General features: G+C 45.4%; 24 protein-coding genes. 11 read left to right on the top strand and 13 right to left on the bottom strand.

Annotated features, from left to right (window positions below):
• Positions 1–13: 13 nt before the first annotated feature.
• The 3 genes from ACY2RR_RS03825 to elbB all read left to right on the top strand — a co-directional run bounded on the left by ACY2RR_RS03825 (position 14) and on the right by elbB (position 3,473).
• On the top strand, positions 14–2,269 hold the full coding sequence (locus tag ACY2RR_RS03825) for a hypothetical protein (protein WP_490106820.1): 2,256 nt from the start codon (positions 14–16) through the stop codon (positions 2,267–2,269).
• A 15-nt stretch (positions 2,270–2,284) separates the two neighbouring features.
• Positions 2,285–2,662 (top strand): hypothetical protein, encoded by a 378-nt coding sequence (locus ACY2RR_RS03820; protein ID WP_490106819.1) that lies wholly within the window; start codon positions 2,285–2,287, stop codon positions 2,660–2,662.
• Positions 2,663–2,819: 157 nt separating this feature from the next.
• Positions 2,820–3,473, top strand: a complete 654-nt coding sequence (elbB, locus tag ACY2RR_RS03815) for an isoprenoid biosynthesis glyoxalase ElbB (RefSeq protein ID WP_490106818.1) — start codon at positions 2,820–2,822, stop codon at positions 3,471–3,473.
• Between the two features lie 65 nt (positions 3,474–3,538).
• Here the strand turns inward: elbB and ACY2RR_RS03810 are convergent, their stop codons facing one another.
• The 5 genes from ACY2RR_RS03810 to ACY2RR_RS03790 form a co-directional block, all read right to left on the bottom strand.
• Positions 3,539–4,168 (bottom strand): hypothetical protein, encoded by a 630-nt coding sequence (locus ACY2RR_RS03810; protein ID WP_490106817.1) that lies wholly within the window; start codon positions 4,166–4,168, stop codon positions 3,539–3,541.
• Between the two features lie 14 nt (positions 4,169–4,182).
• Positions 4,183–5,484 carry a peptidylprolyl isomerase gene (locus ACY2RR_RS03805; RefSeq protein ID WP_490106816.1) on the bottom strand — a complete coding sequence of 434 codons (1,302 nt, stop codon included), beginning with the start codon at positions 5,482–5,484 and terminating at the stop codon, positions 4,183–4,185.
• A gap of 65 nt (positions 5,485–5,549) precedes the next feature.
• Entirely contained in the window at positions 5,550–6,596 is a 1,047-nt protein-coding gene (locus ACY2RR_RS03800) for a phospholipase C/P1 nuclease family protein (protein ID WP_490106815.1), read from the bottom strand.
• Positions 6,597–6,730: 134 nt separating this feature from the next.
• Entirely contained in the window at positions 6,731–7,900 is a 1,170-nt protein-coding gene (mltA, locus tag ACY2RR_RS03795; protein ID WP_490106814.1) for a murein transglycosylase A, read from the bottom strand.
• 52 nt (positions 7,901–7,952) lie between these two features.
• Positions 7,953–8,753 (bottom strand): hypothetical protein, encoded by an 801-nt coding sequence (locus tag ACY2RR_RS03790; protein ID WP_490106813.1) that lies wholly within the window; start codon positions 8,751–8,753, stop codon positions 7,953–7,955.
• A 357-nt stretch (positions 8,754–9,110) separates the two neighbouring features.
• On the opposite strand from ACY2RR_RS03790, the gene ACY2RR_RS03785 reads away from it, so the two are divergent.
• Entirely contained in the window at positions 9,111–9,599 is a 489-nt protein-coding gene (locus ACY2RR_RS03785; RefSeq protein WP_490106812.1) for a glutathione peroxidase, read from the top strand.
• 54 nt (positions 9,600–9,653) lie between these two features.
• Here the strand turns inward: ACY2RR_RS03785 and ACY2RR_RS03780 are convergent, their stop codons facing one another.
• The 3 genes from ACY2RR_RS03780 to ACY2RR_RS03770 all read right to left on the bottom strand — a co-directional run bounded on the left by ACY2RR_RS03780 (position 9,654) and on the right by ACY2RR_RS03770 (position 11,703).
• Positions 9,654–10,106, bottom strand: coding sequence for a hypothetical protein (locus ACY2RR_RS03780; protein WP_490106811.1), 453 nt, complete (start codon positions 10,104–10,106; stop codon positions 9,654–9,656).
• Complete coding sequence (locus ACY2RR_RS03775) at positions 10,103–10,780, bottom strand: hypothetical protein (RefSeq protein ID WP_490106810.1); 678 nt, start codon at positions 10,778–10,780, stop codon at positions 10,103–10,105. Before ACY2RR_RS03775 ends, ACY2RR_RS03780 begins: the two co-directional genes overlap by 4 nt.
• Before the next feature lie 92 nt (positions 10,781–10,872).
• On the bottom strand, positions 10,873–11,703 hold the full coding sequence (locus ACY2RR_RS03770) for a type 1 glutamine amidotransferase domain-containing protein (protein WP_490106809.1): 831 nt from the start codon (positions 11,701–11,703) through the stop codon (positions 10,873–10,875).
• 247 nt (positions 11,704–11,950) lie between these two features.
• Here ACY2RR_RS03770 and ACY2RR_RS03765 point away from each other — a divergent pair, with 247 nt between their 5' ends.
• Complete coding sequence (locus tag ACY2RR_RS03765) at positions 11,951–12,739, top strand: TIGR00266 family protein (RefSeq protein WP_490106808.1); 789 nt, start codon at positions 11,951–11,953, stop codon at positions 12,737–12,739.
• A 173-nt stretch (positions 12,740–12,912) separates the two neighbouring features.
• Complete coding sequence (locus ACY2RR_RS03760) at positions 12,913–13,386, top strand: hypothetical protein (protein ID WP_490106807.1); 474 nt, start codon at positions 12,913–12,915, stop codon at positions 13,384–13,386.
• 63 nt (positions 13,387–13,449) lie between these two features.
• Here ACY2RR_RS03760 and mtnN read toward each other — a convergent pair whose 3' ends face one another.
• Positions 13,450–14,205 (bottom strand): 5'-methylthioadenosine/S-adenosylhomocysteine nucleosidase, encoded by a 756-nt coding sequence (gene mtnN, locus ACY2RR_RS03755; RefSeq protein WP_490106806.1) that lies wholly within the window; start codon positions 14,203–14,205, stop codon positions 13,450–13,452.
• Positions 14,206–14,397: 192 nt separating this feature from the next.
• On the opposite strand from mtnN, the gene luxS reads away from it, so the two are divergent.
• Entirely contained in the window at positions 14,398–14,910 is a 513-nt protein-coding gene (luxS, locus tag ACY2RR_RS03750) for an S-ribosylhomocysteine lyase (protein ID WP_490106805.1), read from the top strand.
• Positions 14,911–15,112: 202 nt separating this feature from the next.
• Entirely contained in the window at positions 15,113–15,244 is a 132-nt protein-coding gene (locus ACY2RR_RS03745; protein WP_490106804.1) for a hypothetical protein, read from the top strand.
• Positions 15,245–15,461: 217 nt separating this feature from the next.
• On the opposite strand, the gene ACY2RR_RS03740 is transcribed toward ACY2RR_RS03745, so the two are convergent.
• Positions 15,462–16,061 (bottom strand): hypothetical protein, encoded by a 600-nt coding sequence (locus tag ACY2RR_RS03740; protein WP_490106803.1) that lies wholly within the window; start codon positions 16,059–16,061, stop codon positions 15,462–15,464.
• Positions 16,062–16,556: 495 nt separating this feature from the next.
• Here ACY2RR_RS03740 and ACY2RR_RS03735 point away from each other — a divergent pair, with 495 nt between their 5' ends.
• Positions 16,557–16,928, top strand: a complete 372-nt coding sequence (locus ACY2RR_RS03735) for a hypothetical protein (protein ID WP_490106802.1) — start codon at positions 16,557–16,559, stop codon at positions 16,926–16,928.
• 61 nt (positions 16,929–16,989) lie between these two features.
• Here the strand turns inward: ACY2RR_RS03735 and ACY2RR_RS03730 are convergent, their stop codons facing one another.
• Both ACY2RR_RS03730 and ACY2RR_RS03725 read right to left on the bottom strand, forming a co-directional pair.
• Positions 16,990–17,322, bottom strand: coding sequence for a hypothetical protein (locus ACY2RR_RS03730; protein ID WP_490106801.1), 333 nt, complete (start codon positions 17,320–17,322; stop codon positions 16,990–16,992).
• Positions 17,323–17,330: 8 nt separating this feature from the next.
• Complete coding sequence (locus tag ACY2RR_RS03725) at positions 17,331–17,795, bottom strand: hypothetical protein (protein ID WP_490106800.1); 465 nt, start codon at positions 17,793–17,795, stop codon at positions 17,331–17,333.
• A 94-nt stretch (positions 17,796–17,889) separates the two neighbouring features.
• Here ACY2RR_RS03725 and ACY2RR_RS03720 point away from each other — a divergent pair, with 94 nt between their 5' ends.
• Together ACY2RR_RS03720 and ACY2RR_RS03715 are read left to right on the top strand one after the other, a co-directional pair.
• The gene (locus ACY2RR_RS03720; protein WP_490106799.1) at positions 17,890–18,729 is read left to right on the top strand and encodes a transposase; all 840 of its coding nucleotides are present in this window, start codon (positions 17,890–17,892) and stop codon (positions 18,727–18,729) included.
• 24 nt (positions 18,730–18,753) lie between these two features.
• Complete coding sequence (locus tag ACY2RR_RS03715) at positions 18,754–18,939, top strand: S-ribosylhomocysteine lyase (RefSeq protein WP_490106798.1); 186 nt, start codon at positions 18,754–18,756, stop codon at positions 18,937–18,939.
• Positions 18,940–19,087: 148 nt separating this feature from the next.
• On the opposite strand, the gene ACY2RR_RS03710 is transcribed toward ACY2RR_RS03715, so the two are convergent.
• Positions 19,088–19,507 carry a hypothetical protein gene (locus tag ACY2RR_RS03710; protein ID WP_490106797.1) on the bottom strand — a complete coding sequence of 140 codons (420 nt, stop codon included), beginning with the start codon at positions 19,505–19,507 and terminating at the stop codon, positions 19,088–19,090.

Genomic DNA, 19,507 nt, shown 5'->3' with positions numbered 1-19,507 from the left:
ACAGGGATGAAAAATGGGGTATAACGCAATCCCTGGCCATGGCGGGGGCGTTCAGGGACTCAACTATGGCGGCTTTCAGAGCCAGGTTCATGTTGCTCAGGGTGGGCAGTATGGCGGCTTTAGCGTTTATATAAATAACCAGCCACAGCATCAGAGCTGGCCTCCCCGGGTTCCGGACTTTCCAAATACCGGAATTTATACCCGTAATACTGTTCTGGTTCAGACGAATCAACCGGGCTACATTCGCCAGACTTCCTACGTTCAGGTGCTGCCACCTCCTCAGCCACAACAGTGGCAGCCTCCTGTTTACCATGCTCCGCCTTTTCCCCAGCCTGCTTATCCTCAGCCAGGGTATTCTGGCTATGCCCAGCAGAATGTCTGGCAGGGATTCTCTCCCCAGAGTGCTCCAGTGAGCTCCCATACCCGATACTTCAACCAAGGGGGATATAACCAGGTTGCACGTCAACCTGCCTATCAGCCACCAAAGCCTCAGGTGCAGCAGTTTTCAGACTGGCAGAAGCCTGCTCCGCTGCGAAATTTCCAGCCTGCCCATGTTGCGCCTAAGCCACAGGCGCAGGAAAATGTCACAGAACAGAAGTCTAAGGGCTACACGCTCGACACCAGTCCACAGGTTTACCCTGAAGCGACGAAATTCGAAGATATATCACCGAAAAGTACATCTTTGCCTGAGAAAGAGCTGGTATCAGACCTTAAATCAGAGAAAGTGGCTGTTAAAAACGAGGAGCCTGTTTCTGAACAGGAAAAACCCAAAAGTCGACGAGCCAAACTCTTCGCCCGATTTAAGAAGCACAAGTCAGATACTCCCAGTCAGTTGTTAAAAGTCAGACCTCCTGTTCAGGAAAATATTTATGAAGGGGTTGGAAAGGCAGTTAAAACCCCGGAGAGCAAAGCAACTGCAGAAGTGAAAAGTGATGTGCCTGCCAAGGCACAGCTTAGTAGCGAGCCAGAACTTAAATCAGACGATATCTACGAGCCACTGGATATCTACTCAAGGCCTGAAGATAACCCTGCTCCTGTAAAGAAAAAGAAGAGACGATTTGCGAGTGGGTTTCTGGATCGCTTTCGTAAAAACAAGCCTGTTGTCGTTGAACAGACCAAAACATATCTTCCGTCGAGCCCGCCTCCGCTGCCTCCCAGGCCAGAGTCTCATAAGTCTGAAGCCAGCAGCGACAAGTTTTATGACACTATTCCGGATTTACCAAATTCTGGTGATAACAGTCCGGTGAAAAAACGCTCAGAATCAGCCCCGCCAGTGCCACCACCCAGATATAAAGGGATGGGGATGAAGGAGTTGGTGGCATCTGAAAAAGCAAGATCCTCATCGCTGTCTGATTCTCCAGAATATTCCAAACTCTTTCAGCACGAGCAAAATCCAGCCGTGCAGAAGGAATCTTCAGCCAGCCCTGTGTATTCGGCTTTGCAGAAAAAAACGACTACAGAGCCGCTTTATTCGCCTTTGCAAAAACGCCCTGACGAACCTGAGTCAGTGTATGAGGGGCTGAGAAAAGATGAGCCTGTTTATAGCGTTCCAAGCGGCATTGAAAATATTTATGACAATAAACAGCTGACTAACCGCCCTAAGGGCGAACCGCTTTATTCAAACAGTGAGGTTGACGAGTTTGCCAGCAATCCGACCACAGAGTTTACAACGCCTCCTCCACCTGTTTATTCGAATACTGATGAGGCAATCGATGAGCTGGAGAGCAGTGTTTCTAAGGATTCTGGCTTAGGGAGTATCTCCAGTGATCTGGAAGAGGAAGCTATAGCGCCATTGAAGAACTCACCAGAGTTTGAACAGCTTTTAGAAGCCAAAAAGAAAGAGGTGGATCAATATCTCGCCAAGCGGAAAAAGTTTGCCAAGATTCTTGGCAAACATTTGATAACTGTCCAAATAGCGAAACGGGCGTTTGACGATATTGATGTTGAAAAAGGCTTTAAAGCGCTTGGCAATGTTTATAACCAGGCTCCAGGGTTGATGCAGGCGGCGAAAGGCATGAAGCAAGAAACACAGAAAGCTGCCGACGTACTTGAAGAGATTACTCTTGCGCAGCAGGTAGGGGATACGCCGCCGGAGTGGTTTATGTCTGTTCAGGAGGCAATAGATGATGAACGGGCTCTTCGGAAAGCGGTAGGACAGCACTTACTGGCTGTTGCGAAGAAGGAAAAATCGCATGATTTGCTTCTTCATAAAGAGCCGGTACTGAATACAGGCATGAAGCTGGTAGAGGTTTTCGACAAGTTTTCATAATACAGGGATAGATTTATGAGTGACCTTAGAGCGGGGCCGGAGCGAACAGGACAAAGCCTGTGGAAGATGCTTGCCGGTTTGGTGCTGGGGAAATCATCTACTACAGGCCCGAACGTTCGAGTAGTTGAAGGGAAGTCCTATTTTTCCTCAGATAAAGAGAAGACTGACTACAAACTTTCAGAGCGAAATATAACGGCTCTGGGGTTGAATCAGGCTTTTCTAACAGTGCAGGAGCACGGCGTGATAAGAGAGGCACAGGATCACCAAACCCTGAATGCGTTACAGAATAGATATAATAATGATCAGGAGCTGGATGATGCTAACCGTGATGCACTGTTGAAAGCCGTGAAGTACAGACGTGAAGAACTCAATAATACCGATACTTTGCACTAGTAGTTTATGAAGCCTCTGGTGCATTCCTTTTGTTACCTGAAATCACTCTCCTGTCTATCCACTCCCGAAATGGTTGCTTCTCAATAGGCTATGTTCTGTTCTTTAGTTTTAAGGGCTTATATTCTGGGTCTATTCCAAAGAAGGGTTGGGCAAGATAATGGAAAAGAAAGTTGCGATTATCCTTTCGGGCTGTGGTGTTTATGACGGCTCTGAGATTTACGAATCTGTTCTGACTTTATTGCGGCTGGATCAAAATGGTGCCAGCTATCAGTGTTTCGCTCCGGACGCTGACCAGCACCATGTGGTTAACCATATTTCTGGTGTAGAGATGGCAGATACCCGCAATATGCTGGTGGAAGCCGCCCGTCTTGCCCGTGGCAATATTAAAATTCTGAGTGAACTGGCTGCAGATCAGTATGATGCCCTGATTATTCCTGGTGGTTTTGGGGCGGCTAAAAACCTCTGCGATTTTGCCTTTAAGGGTAAAGATGTGGCTGTAAGGGATGATGTAAAAGCGGCTGTACAGAGCTTTAAGGCTGCCAGTAAACCTGTTGGACTGATGTGTATTGCTCCGGTTATGTCTGCGAAGATTTTCGGAGAAGGTGTTCAGTGCACAATTGGTAATGACCAGGATACAGCTTCAGCTGTTGAGGAAACCGGCGCAGTTCATAAAGAGTGCCCGGTTCATGATGTGGTTGTGGATAAAGACTACAAATTGGTAACTACTCCTGCCTATATGCTGGCTGGCAGCATCAGTGAAGCGGCCAGCGGTATTTTCAGGTTGGTTGATACTGTTCTGGAGATGAGCTGAGAAACTTCTTACAGGAATGAGAACATCGTTTATGGTGGCTCATTCCTGAATTTGAAGAGAGCCGTTTAGTTTTCTGTATTGTTTTCCTGCTCGCCAAGTGAGGCCTGAAGCTCTTGCTTCATAGCTTTTATCTTTTCCAGTTTTCTTAGCCCGGCTTCAAGCTCTTCCGGATCAAGATACCGGGACTCAGCCATCTCGATATAACTTTCCAGCATCTCAATTTTATTATCAGCATTGTTCACCCAAGCCTGTTGGAAGCGCTGTTCGAGACTTTTCTCATAGTCCTGATAAAGCTCGGGGTCAGCCAGTTCTTCTGCTGTAGGAAGAATATCGGGTTCAGACTCTCCAATAGTCGGAGCCCGTGAATCGCCAGCCATCATGGTTGCAGACAGGCTGGAGATTGCTTCCGAATCTAAAGGGCGTTCAAGCTCAGGGAAAGATGACTCTGCCTGCGATGCCTGTTCAAGATCTTTGTTAACAGGTTGGCTGATAATCTTTATTGCAGGCAGTTGTGAGGGCGACTTCTCCGATGTTTTATCTCCAATCTCTTCTGAGGTTGTACCTATAGGTGGTTGGGTAGCCGAAAGGCTTTCTGCCTGAGGTTCATCTGTCCTTTCCATGGTTGTTAACAGAAGCGCCCCTGCCAGAAAGCAGGTAAGAATCAGGGCGATTAATATTAGTGTTTTTCTGTTCATAACAGTTTCCTCCTTCATAAGGTTGAACCTGTTGAGCTCATAGCTTTGGGATTAAGTGTAACTGGATATTTCTTAGCCAGGTCGGAAAGCAATGCCTGAAAATTCTTGCTGGCCTTTTGCTGGGCAATCACCCGGCTGGCTTCATAGCGAACTGTTTCTGTATCCGATTCCAGATAATGCTCAGATTTTCCTGTTACCAGAACAATAGCCCAGGATGGTCGTTTATTTTTCTGTTCCGGTAGTCGTGCAGGTTTGGATACGTTATTAGTGGTTTGTGCGAAAGCCATTCCTATGAGCCAGGAAGGGTGGTTGCTGGTCCGGCTTATTGTCTGCTTTTCCTGCTCTTTGGATGTGAAATATGTCAGAAGTTGCTGCTGAGTCATTCCGCTGAGTTTTTCATATTCCCTGTCGGCTTCTTCCTGGCTAAAGAGTATTACCTGGTAAGCATCAACTGAATTAATCGCCCGGAAGGTCTCTTTGTTGCGGGTGTAATATTCGAATACTTCTTCTTTGGTAACATCTTTCACCAACTGATCAAAAACAGGGTTGCTGCCGTGAAAGAAATCCCCCAATCCAACGCTTTTCATAACAATCTTACGCTGGCGCTGATCAGCGAGAACTTTCTTTATAGAGGAGAGGTCATCTTCTGAGAGACCAGAATGCAGTTGTGCCCAGTGAATAACAGATCGTCGATCCAGCATTTGTAAAATCTGTTTCTGTAAAAAGCGAACGTCGCCCTGATGCAGGCTGATACGGCCCTGAACATTCTGGCGCTGGTAAATATCGTGTAGACTGAGTGTTTGTGTGTCACCATCAGGAAAACGGTAATGAACCAGAGAGTGTTCTTTTAATTTGCTAAGTTCTTCTCCGACCAACTGATAAACGAAGGAGGAGTTTCCCAGCATACTTCTCAATGATGCTGAATCTGGAACTGTGCTGTTGGTAATAAATCCTTTTAGCCCGCCACTCTGTTGTTTTTGCCATTGGCTGTAACTGTTCTTGTATGAAGAGCGGAGTAAGCCCACAAGCTGGTCATTAACAGATACCGTGCGCTGGAAACCAACCTTGGTTTCAGGTTCTTTTATGCCTTCTTCTTTACTATGTAGGGCGAGCAGTCTGTTTTCTGTTATCCGTTTCAGAGTTGCTTGTGGTGAAGCAGAAAAGTTCTGAGTTTTGATACTTTTGTGAATCAGGTTGAATACGTTCGGCGAAATTGTTTCACTGTTAATGCTGACTACAGGATCGGGAGCTCGAGAAGCAAATCCAGCGACGGGCAATAGAACAAAGATCAGGGCAGCAATATTTATTTTTGTCATTAGAACACTGTCCAGGAACTGGAGAAAAGCAGGACTACTCACTTCCCTGCCTGATATTTTGTTAATTAGAAACGCAATGCTGCATGATTGAGAACATGAACAGCCATGGCAATAGCATGAGGTACCAGATTACGGGCTACCTGCTTACGATCTTCATGACTTGTGCTGCTCAAAACAACACTACCAGTGCTGTATGAGAGCGTGCCACCCTGAGTCAGGATTTCACGAATCTCCGGATTGCCTGGTACTGGTGGAGTAAAGGTTTGCAGGGCGTTTGCAACCAGGTCGAAATCGTTGAGATTTTCCTGATCGTAGTAGTCACGCACCCAACCTTCCCAGCCGCTGTGGTTTCTGTCCAGTGTCGTCCAGGTATGCATGGGCACCAGCAGGTCAGTTGTGTGCAAGGCAAAACCGAGAGTCTGTGCACTTGGCTGCTGCCAGAACTGGCTGTACCAGTATTGCCCCAGGTTATCGACAGGCTGGAACGGCATTGTCTCAAAGTCTTTGTACATCGACTTTGAAGACTGGCTTCCCTGACGGTAGTTAGCTTCTGTTACTCCATAGGAGTTGTATTCAGAATCTTCCATTCCCCACCAGCCGTCCATACCGCCGGGGCCATCATCAAGGTGATCGCCATCCAGCCAGGTAGCGGCAAGATTATCCATGGTGCCGCCAACAGTCAGCTTGTCATAGTTGTAACCACCGAAGTCGTTACCATGAGCATCCTGACCACGGCTCTGGTTCTGGAAGTGCCACCAGGAGGAATAGTTAGTAAATGCTGAACCCAGACCCCATACCGGAGCGCGAACACAGTCACCACTTACGTTGCCGCACAGATAGGTGTCTTCGAAGTCATCCACATCATAAGCAGCCTGTCCCATAACTTCTGCCATTTGTTCAACGGTATAGCCTGCAGCATTAGCTGCTGCCTTTAACCGGTTGAACTCAGTGGTTTCAGGGTTAGCTTTCATATAATTGACGGCGTCAATTACGATGCGCTTATGGGTTTCCTGTTTGAAGGCCTGACTTTCGGTAGCGACTGCCGCCAAAAGTGCGAAAGGCAATGCTTTGAGCAGCATGCCTTTCTTCCCCTGAGAAGGGAGTTTAGTCATAGCACGTGATCCTTTTATTGTTTAACGAGATTTGTCGTGCATTTATAAAAGCTGCCTATGGCAGCTTTATGACTATAGCGTGTTGGTTAAGACAGTTTTATTGCATATTTATTAATCAATAAAAGGCATTTCTGTCAGTTGCTTGATTGTCGGGGAAGTAAAACAAAAAGCTTGCCGCCGGCATTCTGGAAACCAGCTTTCAAAGCAGCATCGTCACCAGCCCCAAAGAAAATATCGGCTCTGGCATTCCCCTGAATAGCTGAGCCTACATCCTGTGCCACCATAGCTCGGGCGAACGGTGTTTCATCGTGAGTAAGTGTTGTGCTCAACCAGAGTGGTGTACCTAATGGGATGATACTGTCGTCCACAGCAGCGCTGTGTTCAGGAATCAAACGGGTTCCCTGGGCTCCTATTGGGCCAGGCTTTTCAAGTTCAGAGAAGAATATAAAGTCGGGGTTGGTGTACAAAACCTCATCCAGACGTTCCGGGTTATCATCCAGCCATTGTCGAATACTTTGCATAGAAACTTTATCCAGAAGTCCATTACGTTTCAGGTAGCGACCAATGGCAAAGTACTCCTGACCGTTCCGGCCAGAGATACGCACCTGAACATCTTCACCAGTATCAAGGCGCACAGTTCCAGAACCCTGGATTTGCAGGAAGAAACGATCAACCCGATCATCAATCCAGAAAAGAACGTCGTTATCATAATCACCCTGTTGCGCACGCTGGTTAATGCCTTCCCTATCATCATAAGGAACCATCCAGCCATTTCTTACTTTGGCGGCCAGCATACGGTTTGGGCGATCTTCATCAATTTTAACCAACCCGAAATCATTGGGATTAAAGCGAATCAGGTCGGAAGGAACATCGAGTAGTGGGGTAGAATAACGTTCTGACTTTGTACGGCTGCCGTGGAGCAACGGCGTGAAGTAGCCGGTAAACAACCCGTTTTCCCAAGGGGTTATCTGGTAAACCACGAACTCGTTTTCAAAGAACTCTGGTAACGCGTCATCTTCCAGTACGGGTAATGCTTCACAGAGGGAATGCCACTGTTCGTAAGTGCCAAAGCGCGGATCATCTGCGACATTACCTTCGCGCTGGCTATAAACGGTACAGCTTTCAATCAGGGCTGTTTTCAGGCCGGTAGCCTGTTGCTGGTTCCAGCCTTCTAACTGTTGGAAGTTTGAAGACTGAAAAATATAGTCAGGTTCTTTTGGCAGCCAGCTACAGCCGCTTATAAAGATTGCCAGAAAGGTAAGACTTAAAACCGCTTTACGAAAACAGGCGAGCTTCCAGAGCATATTTATTTTTCGCTATCGATTGATGTTTTCCGGTGATTACCGGATAAGCTTATCAGTCTTTTTCTTTGGTAGCTTCTTTAGCAAATAGCTCTGGGCGGAACAGGCTGCCTGAGACACGGTGATACTTATGGCCGTTAATCCAGTAAGTTCTGCTTTTGGTTAAAGGCTTCATCTGTAGAGGAGGTAACTCAGATTTTGCTTTTGGTTCTATTTTCTCGGAAGGTGTTTTAGGCCTTACCTGAGAAGTATGTCTGCAATATTTAATGAATTCTTGTTCTCTTGCATCAGCACCGTAGCTGAATAAGTCCATTGGTGGCTTCTCAGGTTCCTCAGGGACAAGATCTTTCATTGTTAATTCTTCTTTATCGCCTGTTTTAATATCTCTGAAACCGTTGTTTTGTATCTCCTCAGCTTTATCTGAGCCTTTATCTTCTGCGGAGAGTTGATGTAAACGATGAGCTAAGCCAAGAGTTGTAACCTTCATCAGGTTTTTTAAAGAGGACACTGTTTGCATAATATTTTGAGTGCAATTAGATGCTAATACAGATGGAACCATACTGAACGCCACGCATATAAGCAGACAAGAAACAGGATTTTGATAAGCCCATTCTAAATAGCCAAAGGCGGGATACTTCGTGCATAAGGTATCTACGGTTGTACATAAGGCTCCTATTGCTGGAGCAACTGAACTGTAGTGATACATGGCACACTTCGTAAAGGTGAAAAGAGCGATAGACCCGGGAGCCGCCCTCCAGGCAATATCTGCAACCTTTGAGAAAAAGGCATAAGTGCTTTTCGCGCAGGCAAGCCCAAATGAAAAGGCTTTTATTGATGTGATTGCGAAATCACGCAATTTTTTTGTGTAGGGGTAAAGGTTCGCGGCTCGCACACCAAGCGTTTTTTATACGCCATAACCTGTGCTGTTTTTTCCCCAATAACAGGGTCTGAGAACCCCTTGTTAATATATGCAACCAGTGCAGGATTAATATTTATGGAATCGGCTTTGCTATGTCTGGTAAGGCTCATTTTCACTCTGTTCCTTCAGTATTCCGAAAGTGATTAGACAGTGATCCCACTTGTTGTTCCTTAGGCTGGGGTAACCGGTGTGTTATGCTCACTGTCGATATGAGAAGGAAAATTTAGAGCCTTCATGATCTGTTCAGTACGATCTGACGTAGAAGGCAGAAAATAGAAAATGAAGGAGGGGAAGATGAGTATTTATGAGTTTTCAGCTGAAACAATAAAAGGCGAGACTGTTTCTTTGGAGCAGTATCGCGGAAAAGTCCTGGTCATTGTGAATACTGCCAGTAAGTGTGGGTTTACGCCTCAGTACAAAGCTCTGGAAACGATCTATAAAAAATACAAAGACCAGGGGCTGGAAATACTGGGCTTCCCTTGCGATCAGTTTGGGCATCAGGAGCCAGGCTCTGAAAATGAGATCAGCGAGTTCTGTGAAATTAATTTTGGCGTGACTTTCCCTCTGTTCAGTAAGGTGGATGTGAATGGAGATAACGCACATCCACTGTTTAACTACCTTAAAGAACAAGCTCCGGGGTTGTTGGGTTCTAAGGGGATTAAATGGAATTTCACAAAGTTTCTGGTGGATGCCGAGGGTAATGTTGTGCAGCGTTTTGCGCCAAAGGATGCTCCTGAAAAGCTGGTTAAACCAATGGCAAATTTGTTGACTGAGATTGCGTAAAGGTATGGCTCTTCGGAGCCACACCTAATTAGATATCAAAATGACTAATTAATCTTATCCACACCCTTCAGGCACTTCTATCTGAATGGCAGACTCAGGAATTTTACCAGTGGAAACCTCTGTAATATGAGTTTTACAGCTAGGCCATTTTAATTCCTGGATTACGCGATAAGTTTCCCCATTGCTGGGGATAAGGGTAATGAAGTTTGTACAGCTACGAGAGTAACTGTGACTATGGGTTGATACGCTGGAAAGAATATAAATAGTTTGATCTGGAGTTACTTTGACAATTTTCTCATCTGAAAAAAGCCCAAGATTTGCTGCCATCCCGTAACCCGGCTTACTCAGGCAACTTTCTTTATTAAAGATGGAGTAAAACTGGTTTGAGGGAGAAGGTAACTCATCAGATGCTATAAAATGTATGCGTGTACTGCTTTCTTCCGGAGGCACGAACCCCGCACACCCTGCTAGATACAAGACAACGGTAAGTAGATAGAGCTTGTTCATAAGGCGTTCCACCAGCTGATTTTTTTGTCGAGTTCTTCTAGCTCAGCTTCTTGTTTCGCGACCAGTTCTTCGTAGGATTTGATAAGCTTTGGATCACTGTTCTTCTCTTTCAACATCATGAGTAGTCGTTTGCTAACTCGCCATTGTTTCTTGATGCTGTTCCGTTGTTTTATAGCGATTGTTTCTTCTGATATTGGTTCATGAACCTTGCCATCCTTATAGCTTTCGGCGAGGGTAAACTCCATGTTCAACAAATCCCTTCTGGCCTTTTCTTCAGGGATTTGAGTGATTTTGTAAATGACTTCATTACTGAAACTGGATGGCTTTTGTCTGATGGTAAAAAAGTATGACTTTCCTGCTTCTGCGGATACTTTTGTTTGAAGACGATTACTGTCGTAATAGCTCCAACCATTTCCTGTCCAGAGGCTGACAGTATGCTCGCCAGGTTCAACTTGCTGCGCATGATATTCTCTGATGAATAAACCAGCTCGTTCTTTTCCGTCTACAAGGACCTTTGTCGGAACAGCTCCACCAGAGTAAGGGACTGTACGAAATGTGTATATCCAAGCGTGCTCTTTACTGGTGGGATCATCAACACTTTGGAATACAGGGCCGGTGGCACAACCAGAAAGTAATATGAGAGAGAACAGGCTAAGCAGAAGTTTTTTGTTCATTTATCAATTGAATTTATTAGTGATTTTTATTTTCAGGACAAAAAGAAAGAGGCTGTCATCAGCCTCTTTCTATACACGACGCTAAAAAGAAATTATTCGTCCTTCACAAGCTCCATAAGCTTGTAAGCAACTTCTTCACCAGCGTTTTGATTCTGGCCGGTAATTATACGACCATCAGCTACAACATGGTTAGAAAAAATATCAATCAGACTCCAGTCACTTTCAAAATCAGCCCCGGCCTTACGCAATTCATTTTCTGGATGTTGAGGTGTTTCCGTAACAAATAATTGACTGACCTGACGATCTGTCACTGCTGTCATTTTCAAACCATCTACCAACAGAGTGCCATCAGGCTTTCGAGCTTTCAGTAAACCGAGCGGCCCATGGCATACTCCACCAATCGCTTTGTTTTGTGCATAAGCTTGAGACATTTTTTCGCCGAGTACATCAGAGTAACCAAAGTCATAAGCTGCGCCCCATCCCCCGGACAGGAAAACAATGTCGTAATCATTGATATTTACGTCATCAATTTTCAGGGAATTATTGGCTTTGGCCTGAAACTCTTCGTCTTCCAAAAAGCGCTGGTCTGACTCTGCTTTAATAAACCAATAAAAAGACAATGGATCTACAGGAACCTTGCCGCCTTTAATGCTCGCAATATCTACATCCATACCGCCATCGAGAAACTGGTAATAGGGGCCGGTCATCTCAGAGGCGAATACGCCAGTAGCACTGCCATCTTTACCCAGTGTTGCCTGGCTGGTGGTAATTACCAAAGCCCGCTTTTCCTTAAGTGTTATTGGTGTTGCATCAAGTTCAGGATGTAACCCCATCCAGTTTAATGGAGTATTGGTTGCACAACCGGTAAGGAATATAAGGCTTGTTAAAGCCATCAAACGAGCTAAAAAAGCGAAGCGTGGCATTGCGTGCTCTCTATTGTAGGAATACTTCGAGAGCCACAATATCAAACGCAGATATTTATATCTTTGTCCCTGTCTTGAAGTTTTATGGCAAGGCTTTGTCATTGCACTTGGACAAATTCACTGATAGATCCTGTATCTCAAATCATCTTTGATAAGTACATGGATGAATCTTCAGGTGTTTTACAAATAGCGCTCTTGATAATCTATACCGGCTGATAACACCAACTCGATTAAAGGAATAATAAATATGCGTTGCCATGAAGTTGATTACGAAATTCGCGGGCATGATATGCAGCTGGTTGAAGTGGAACTGGATCCTCAGGAAACGGTAGTTGCAGAAGCCGGAGCAATGACCTTTATGGAAGAAGGCATTAACTTCGAAACCCGCATGGGCGATGGTTCTGAACCCGATCAGGGTTTTATGGGCAAGCTATTCTCTGCCGGTAAGCGTGCTCTGACGGGTGAGTCTGTATTCACAACACACTTTACCAATGAAGGCATGGGCAAAAAGCGTGTTGGCTTTGCTGCTCCTTACCCCGGTTCTATTGTTGCGCTGGATATGTCCAAGCTCGGTGAGCGGGTTGTATGCCAGAAAGACAGCTTTCTCTGTGCCGCTTTGGGAACCAGCATTAGCATAACCTTTAACCGCAAGCTGGGTGCCGGATTCTTTGGTGGAGAAGGATTTATTCTGCAGCAGCTGGAAGGCGATGGCATGGCATTTATTCATGCCGGAGGTACTGTCGTAGAGCGGGAACTGAATAATGAAACCCTGCGTCTGGATACCGGTTGCCTGGTAGGTTTCGCTGGTGATATTGAATACGACATTCAGCGCGCCGGAGGTTTGAAATCTATGGTGTTTGGAGGTGAAGGAATCTTTCTTGCCACCCTGAGTGGCCGGGGCAAAGTGTGGATTCAAAGCCTGCCATTCTCACGCCTTGCAGATCGTATTCTGGCTAACGCGCCCGTTGCGAGTGGCAGCCGAAAAGGTGAAGGTTCGGTGTTAGGGAATCTTGGCGATTTGATCGACGGAGATTAAGTCTCGTCATAAATTGCTTACCCCGGTTATTCTTTGTGCTTGCGAAATTCTCAGAATTCGCTGCCGGGGTAAGTGCACTTATTGTCGGTTTTAACTCTCTAACCTTTAGCCCCCACACTTGTTGATAAGCCAACCCGTAGCTACTTTTGGTTTGCCGATACAGGAGGCAAATCATGCGACTACTTCTGCTTACTGCTTCACTTATTTTTTCTTCTGTTTACTCTTATGCTGCAGCAGAAACAGCTCAAGAAAAGATGAATCGTTATCTGGAATACACTCACTCATACAACAAAAATGCGGGAGAACATCTCTTCCTGTTTCGCTCTACGGTTAATCCCGCAATCTTGTCGTCTTACGTTCTGGATGGTTTTGACAACCTGAAATTGTCAGCGGAGTATCTTGAAGAAAGCCTGAACCTGAATGGAGCATCGAGCGCCATAATTAAGAAAGAATTTCTTGATCTGTCAGAAAAAAGCTCAGCTTTTGAGGCGTTCTACAACATGCTCAAAACGTGGGGGGAGTCTAACTTTCCGGGGATGGTTGTGAAGCCAAAGGATTTTGACACTTTTCAGAGTTACCTGCAGCAGTCAGAACAGGCGCTGGAAACTCTAAAAGCCAGAGCCGCTGCAATAGAAAAGAAACTCTGAGTTGAGCACAGAGCTCAATCAGGTAAAGGCCGAAACAATGTTCTTTGTTTCGGCCTTTTAATATTAAGCCGCAACAGGAGGCTGTTCGGGCTCATTGGATATCTGGCGAACAATGGCCAGAACCATATCAGCTGAGTGAGTTGCAGCTGTATCCAGGAACTGTTCAAAGCTGACGTTGGACTCTTTTCCGGCAATATCAGACAAAGATCGAATAATCAGGAAAGGAATATCCATCTGATGGCAAACCTGCGCGATAGCAGCAGCTTCCATCTCAACGGCAGCAGAGTTCGGGAAACGCTCGCGGGTCTGTGCAACCCGGTCAGCACACTGCATAAAGGAATCACCAGTAAGAATCTGACCACGGTCAATCCGGTAGCTTGTGCCTGATTCAGCATTCATGTTGTTCAATGCAAGAACAGCTTGTCGAACCAGTTTCTCACAGGGGGTAAACGCCGCTGGTAACTGAGGAACCTGGCCGTACTCATAACCGAAGGCGGTGACATCCACATCGTGATGGCGCACTTCAGTAGAAATCACAACATCCCCAACATTCAGGGAACTGTCCAGACCACCGGCAGAACCGGTATTGAGAATGGCTGAAGGCTGAAAACGATCAATCAGAATGGTTGTGCCAATAGCGGCGTTAACCTTGCCAATGCCGCACTTCTGCAGAACCACGGGAATGCCATCCAGTTCACCTTCATAGAAGGTCATACCACCAAGAGACAACTCCTGTTTGTTTTGAAGCTGTTCGCGCAGCAGAGCGACTTCTTGATCCATTGCTCCAATAATGCCGATAGGCTTCTGTACACTGGTCACTGCTTAAGACCTATTCTAATATTGTATAATCTGGCGCATCCTACCAAGCAATACGACAGAGACCTATTACGGAAATTTCCTTATTGTTTTCTCTTCTGTTATAAGATTTTGTGAGAGCGTATAATTCCGACCCTTTGCCTATGTAGTCATAACTATTCAGTTCGGTTGAGTAGTGAAATTTGGAGCCGGAATATGCCTTTGCTAGATAGTTTCCGTGTAGATCATACCCGTATGCAGGCCCCTGCCGTACGAGTTGCTAAAACCATGCAAACCCCAGGTGGCGACACTATCACTGTGTTCGACCTGCGGTTCACCATCCCTAACCAGGACCTTCTCTCTGAGCGTGGTATTCATACCCTCGAACACCTGTTCGCTGGCTTTATGCGCGATCACTTAAATGGCAACGGTGTAGAGATTATCGATATCTCTCCCATGGGCTGTCGTACAGGTTTCTATATGAGCCTGATTGGAACACCAGAGGAGCAGCGTGTTGCTAATGCATGGAAAGCTGCCATGGGTGACGTACTGAATGTTGCCGGTGAGAAAGAAATCCCAGAGCTGAACGAATACCAGTGCGGTACTTACACTCTGCACTCACTGGAAGATGCCAAGAAGATTGCCCAGCAGGTACTGGACAGTGGTATTGGTGTGAACTCCAATGAAGAGCTGACTTTGAGTGATGAGTTTCTGGTTGGGCAGAAGTAAGAAGGCTTTGTTCTATAAGTCACTTCGCACTTGGTAGAACTACCTTGTAGTGAGGGGGGAGGAGCATTGTGCATGTTAACCTGCTCCGATCCCTTTGCGGTGGTGAAGGATTTATCCTGCAGCAGCTGGAAGGCTATGGTATGGCTTTATTCATGCCGACTGTACTGTTGTTGAGCGGCAACTAAACGATGAAACCCTGCGTTTGGACACCGGCTGTCTGGTAAGTTTCTCTGATGACATTAAATATGACATGCAGCGTGCCGGAGGTCTGAAAGCTATGGTATTTGGTGACGGAGGCACTTTTGAGTGGTCGTGGCAAAGCTGGATGTTTTGACAGTTTCCAAAGTTATCAACAGCAGTTGGAGTAAGTTTTCTTTTCTTTAAAAGCGAAGGCTGTAGTAATGTAGAAGAAACTTTAGAGAGCCAAACTGTTCCTATGTTTCGCTCTCTAGAGTCGTGGGGCGGTTATCCAAATGGCTTATTTAAACGTGAGTTACTTCTCAGAATAATTGAGAACGCCCTCTAGGATTATTAACTCTTTTACTTACTATTTATTCTAACCCGATTTTTTTTAAGATATCGGGATTGGTAAAAATTGACTTCATAGTAGAGTTAAGGCTCGTGATACCTTGTTGCTCCAGACGCAAGGTTTCCTTTTCACAGATTTCACTGTAGTCATTCCTGAATTTAGACTCGAGCATGAGTTTGTGAAGGAGAGCGTTCTGATCAGAAGTCAGGCAGGAGGTTATAGCCTTCTGGATATCAGACTCCTCTGGATCAGCAAGGCTGGTATCAAACATACCACTGCTCTTGTAAACTCTGGCGCGTTCAACGGGATCCTGAGCCTGACTCATGCAGTGCGGGCGCCAAGGGTAGCATCTATCGTATGGGTGGCTTCTGGATCGATGCGTGTGCAGAGAAATATCCCTATGACAAATTTTACACCCTTCTCTGGCCGACGGGTACGAACTCATTTGTTCAGCGATACAGCGTGAATGGTAAAAATGCCCGCAGCAGAGTTGTTGAACAATCTGACATCTGCGTAAGCCTTTATGGCAGTAGGCGCATTCCTGCGCAGGCTTTTGGTTTTCCATTTGGATGCGGCCATTTTTTCTGACCGGTATTTTAGAAACAAATTCTGAATTAAACATTGCAACCTCCCTTTATGCGCAGTGTTCATAGAAACTAAGCTATGAAAATAAAATAGAAAGATACATGACAACCCAGTTAGTGTTCCTAACACTGTAAGAGGGATTAGCAGAGGCTCTAATGTTATGCTCTGCCCTTTTTATTAACCGCCATTAAATTCTTCTACAGGAGATGATAATGAATCATCTGTGAGGCAATTAAAAAGAAAGGAGTCAGGTCTTGCACCGTGCATAACTTAAACTGCAGTCTATTTGTAATCTCTTTCTGTAAAGTAGGCAGAGATTACTTATAAGCAGGCTGTTACGCTTAGAGCATGCTGGTGCACTGTATCATGTCACTTCTCGAGGGAATGAGCGAAAAGCAGTTTTCCGAGAGGAATGTGATTTTTCCCTGTTTCTTGAAGTGCTGAGCGATGTGTGTTCAGTGTAACTGGGTGATCCATGCTTGGTGCTTTATGACAAACCATTGAGACGCCTGAAGCCAACCTGTCGACAGGTATGCGTCAGTTAAATGGTGTTTACAGTTTTCGATTTAATCACCAGCACAACCGAGTGGGGCGTCTGTTGCAGCTTTCTAAGAGCCGGCAACAAGCTATCGATTGTTTTCAAGCACTTGTTGCAGCCAGTGTTGGACAGGATATCTGGAAAGACTTGCATCAACAGGTGTTCTTGGGAAGCGACCTCTTCATTGAACGACAACAGGCTATTTTAGAAGAGCAGGGTAAACCTCTCTCTGAAGTTCCCCCAGCCAAGCACGCCCTTCCGCAAAACCCTTGTCCTTTTATGAGCAAGACTCTATCGCACGTGATGAAGCCATTGTCAGCGCCTGGCTTCCATGAAAGCGATAGCGGACTATTTTTGTGTCCATAACTCAACGGTTAGCAGAATTGTTGCACGATGCAATACCTGACCCCGTCTTTACTTTTACTCCCTAGAAGAACAAAAAGACTCCTGTTTGCTTTGTCTTTGCTAGCAAAATTGACTTCTTAAACTCCTGTATTTTAGGAGTATCTGGATACTTTTCTTGGAAGTTTTCTACAATCCTCAATGCCTCTTCCAATTTATTAAAAGAGATGATCTCGTCCTCGTAACTATCAATCATGAGTTTTAATTCTCTATTCAGATCATCAAAAAGACCCTTTTCCTCAAGAGTCTTATATTCTATTTCGGCTAGCGAAAACTCGAACAGGTCTCCCTCTCTAGATTCATTATGATCTAGCCTCTTCATTGCAGACTCTGTTAGAGGAACAGTAATTACTTTCATATTTCTGATCACTCGATATTGAAATGAGTAACTTGGTTATACTCACCTTGAGTACGCCCAGATTTCTTCCCATTTTCTAGCGTTTTATTATTAGGTACTGTGCCATCCAAGTCTAAGTATGCTCTTTTACCAGAAATACTTGGGTCGTATATACGAAAATAGTTACCATTAAGGTCTTGCACAACTTGTACACCATTGTCCGGGTTGGTGTATATTTTTTTCCCTTTTGGAGTGATCGTTATATTTGGAGATGTGCCAGCAAATTTTTCAATTGCCGTATTCAAGTTAGCAGTTGGCCAGTTTTGGCTATACTTCCCAGCACGTTTTGCGCCACCAGAGCTAGAGCTGCTGTTTTCCTTAACGCTCCAATCAACTTTTTGTGAAGCCTCATCATCCGTCTTAGCACTTGTCGAATTCGGATTAGCCGGAGCCTTGTTATCGGCAACTTTGTTACCATTTACCGCCTTCTTCACACCACCAAAAGAAAGGGGTCAGGTCTTGCACCGTGCATAACTTGGACTGCAGTCTACTTTTAATCTCTTTCTGTAGAGTAGGCAGAGATTACTTTTGAGCAGGCCGTTACGCTTAGAATATGCTGGTGCACTGTATCATGTCACTTCCCGAGGGAATGAGCGAAAAGCAATTTTCCGAGAGGAATGTGATTTTTCCCTGTTTCTTGAAGTGCTGAGCGATGTGTGTGTTCAGTGTAACTGGGTGATCCATGCCTGGTGCTTAATGACAAACCATTACCACCTCATAGTCGAGACGCCTGAAGCCAACCTGTCGGCAGGTATGCGCCAGTTAAACGGTGTTTACAGTCTTCGATTTAATCACCAGCACAACCGAGTGGGGCATCTGTTTCAGGGGCGTTACAAAAGTATTCTGGTTGATAAATCCGCTTATCTCTTGGAACTCAGCCGATATGTAGTATTAAACCCGGTGCGTGCACGAATGGTAGGCTCAGCTGATGAGTGGAAGTGGAGCAGCTATCTGTATACTCTTGGCGTTCATCATTCTCCTCCTTGGTTAGCCACTGACGCTATGCTGTTGCAGTTTTCCACGCATCGACAGCAAGCTATTGATCGCTTTCAAGCATTTGTTGTAGGCGGTGTTGGGCAAAACGTTTGGAAAGACTTGCGTCAACAAGTGTTTTTGGGAAATGATCACTTTATTGAACGGCAACAGGCTATTTTACAAGAGCAGGGGGCACCTCTATCTGAAGTTCCCCATACCCAAACACGCCCTTCTGCTAAACCCTTATCCTTTTACGAACAAAAGTCTGTTACTCGTAATGAAGCCATTGTCAGTGCCTGGCAATCCGGTGGTTACTCAATGAAAGCCATAGCAGACTATTTCGGTGTACATTACTCAACAGTCAGCAGAGTGGTTGCACGATGCAAGACCTGACCCCGCCTTTTGTGACCCCGCCTTTTGGTCCTGAATGTTGCCGGTGAGAAGGAAATCCCAGAGCTGAACGAATACCAGTGCGGCACTTACACCCTGCACTCACTGGAAGATGCCAAGAAGATTGCCCAGCAGGTACTGGACAGTGGTATTGGTGTGAACTCCAATGAAGAACTGACTTTGAGTGATGAGTTTCTGGTTGGGCAGAAGTAAGAAGGCTTTGCTCTCAGCTCATACCTGAAAAATAAAAAGCAGGGTTATTTGAACCCTGCTTTTTATTCTATAAGTCACTTCGCACCCAGTAGGGCGCTTTGTGGTGAGGGTAGAGTATTGCTGTACATGCTAATCTACTTCGCCCCCTTTATGCTTTCTTTTTTAATCTTTCATCAATAAATGCTGCCAAATTATCTAGATCATCAAATGCCTTCTGGTTAAGGTTTATTTCATATGTTTTATTTGAAGATGTGTCCTTTGCTTTTATAAATTCAGGTGCAACAACCCAATTATTACCCTTCAAATGCATACGCTCTTGCTCAAAAACAACCCACCTGAAATTACCCCTAAACTTTTCTATGAGCGAAAAAATAAATTTCAATTCTTTACAGTTGTTATCTTTTAATCGAAACGCCAAGAATGGCGGGAATAATGGCTCACTAACCGTGAGCCATTCCCCTTTTTCCCATACGGAGGGATAACGAGGTTGGTACTTGCGCCAGACCATGCGACCACAATACTTTTCAATCATTTCTAGCACTTTCAAACTGGTATCACGGTCTTCCAC

The sequence above is a fragment of the Parendozoicomonas sp. 2304DJ65-17 genome (assembly GCF_058148445.1).
The sequence above is the reverse complement of the archived record's forward strand: the minus strand, read 5'-3'. Positions and strand labels throughout refer to the sequence as shown.

What these genes read in the sequence shown, in the direction of transcription:
- luxS (WP_490106805.1), top strand. Translation starts at nt 14,398, where the DNA reads ATGCCTTTGCTAGATAGTTTCCGTGTAGATCATACCCGTATGCAGGCC.
- ACY2RR_RS03810 (WP_490106817.1), bottom strand. Translation starts at nt 4,168, where the DNA reads ATGAACAGAAAAACACTAATATTAATCGCCCTGATTCTTACCTGCTTT.
- ACY2RR_RS03760 (WP_490106807.1), top strand. Translation starts at nt 12,913, where the DNA reads ATGCGACTACTTCTGCTTACTGCTTCACTTATTTTTTCTTCTGTTTAC.
- ACY2RR_RS03740 (WP_490106803.1), bottom strand. Translation starts at nt 16,061, where the DNA reads ATGTTTAATTCAGAATTTGTTTCTAAAATACCGGTCAGAAAAAATGGC.
- ACY2RR_RS03785 (WP_490106812.1), top strand. Translation starts at nt 9,111, where the DNA reads ATGAGTATTTATGAGTTTTCAGCTGAAACAATAAAAGGCGAGACTGTT.
- ACY2RR_RS03805 (WP_490106816.1), bottom strand. Translation starts at nt 5,484, where the DNA reads ATGACAAAAATAAATATTGCTGCCCTGATCTTTGTTCTATTGCCCGTC.
- ACY2RR_RS03825 (WP_490106820.1), top strand. Translation starts at nt 14, where the DNA reads ATGGGGTATAACGCAATCCCTGGCCATGGCGGGGGCGTTCAGGGACTC.
- mltA (WP_490106814.1), bottom strand. Translation starts at nt 7,900, where the DNA reads ATGCTCTGGAAGCTCGCCTGTTTTCGTAAAGCGGTTTTAAGTCTTACC.
- ACY2RR_RS03735 (WP_490106802.1), top strand. Translation starts at nt 16,557, where the DNA reads ATGCGTCAGTTAAATGGTGTTTACAGTTTTCGATTTAATCACCAGCAC.
- ACY2RR_RS03730 (WP_490106801.1), bottom strand. Translation starts at nt 17,322, where the DNA reads ATGAAAGTAATTACTGTTCCTCTAACAGAGTCTGCAATGAAGAGGCTA.
- ACY2RR_RS03770 (WP_490106809.1), bottom strand. Translation starts at nt 11,703, where the DNA reads ATGCCACGCTTCGCTTTTTTAGCTCGTTTGATGGCTTTAACAAGCCTT.
- ACY2RR_RS03765 (WP_490106808.1), top strand. Translation starts at nt 11,951, where the DNA reads ATGCGTTGCCATGAAGTTGATTACGAAATTCGCGGGCATGATATGCAG.
- ACY2RR_RS03775 (WP_490106810.1), bottom strand. Translation starts at nt 10,780, where the DNA reads ATGAACAAAAAACTTCTGCTTAGCCTGTTCTCTCTCATATTACTTTCT.
- ACY2RR_RS03820 (WP_490106819.1), top strand. Translation starts at nt 2,285, where the DNA reads ATGAGTGACCTTAGAGCGGGGCCGGAGCGAACAGGACAAAGCCTGTGG.
- elbB (WP_490106818.1), top strand. Translation starts at nt 2,820, where the DNA reads ATGGAAAAGAAAGTTGCGATTATCCTTTCGGGCTGTGGTGTTTATGAC.
- ACY2RR_RS03800 (WP_490106815.1), bottom strand. Translation starts at nt 6,596, where the DNA reads ATGACTAAACTCCCTTCTCAGGGGAAGAAAGGCATGCTGCTCAAAGCA.
- ACY2RR_RS03780 (WP_490106811.1), bottom strand. Translation starts at nt 10,106, where the DNA reads ATGAACAAGCTCTATCTACTTACCGTTGTCTTGTATCTAGCAGGGTGT.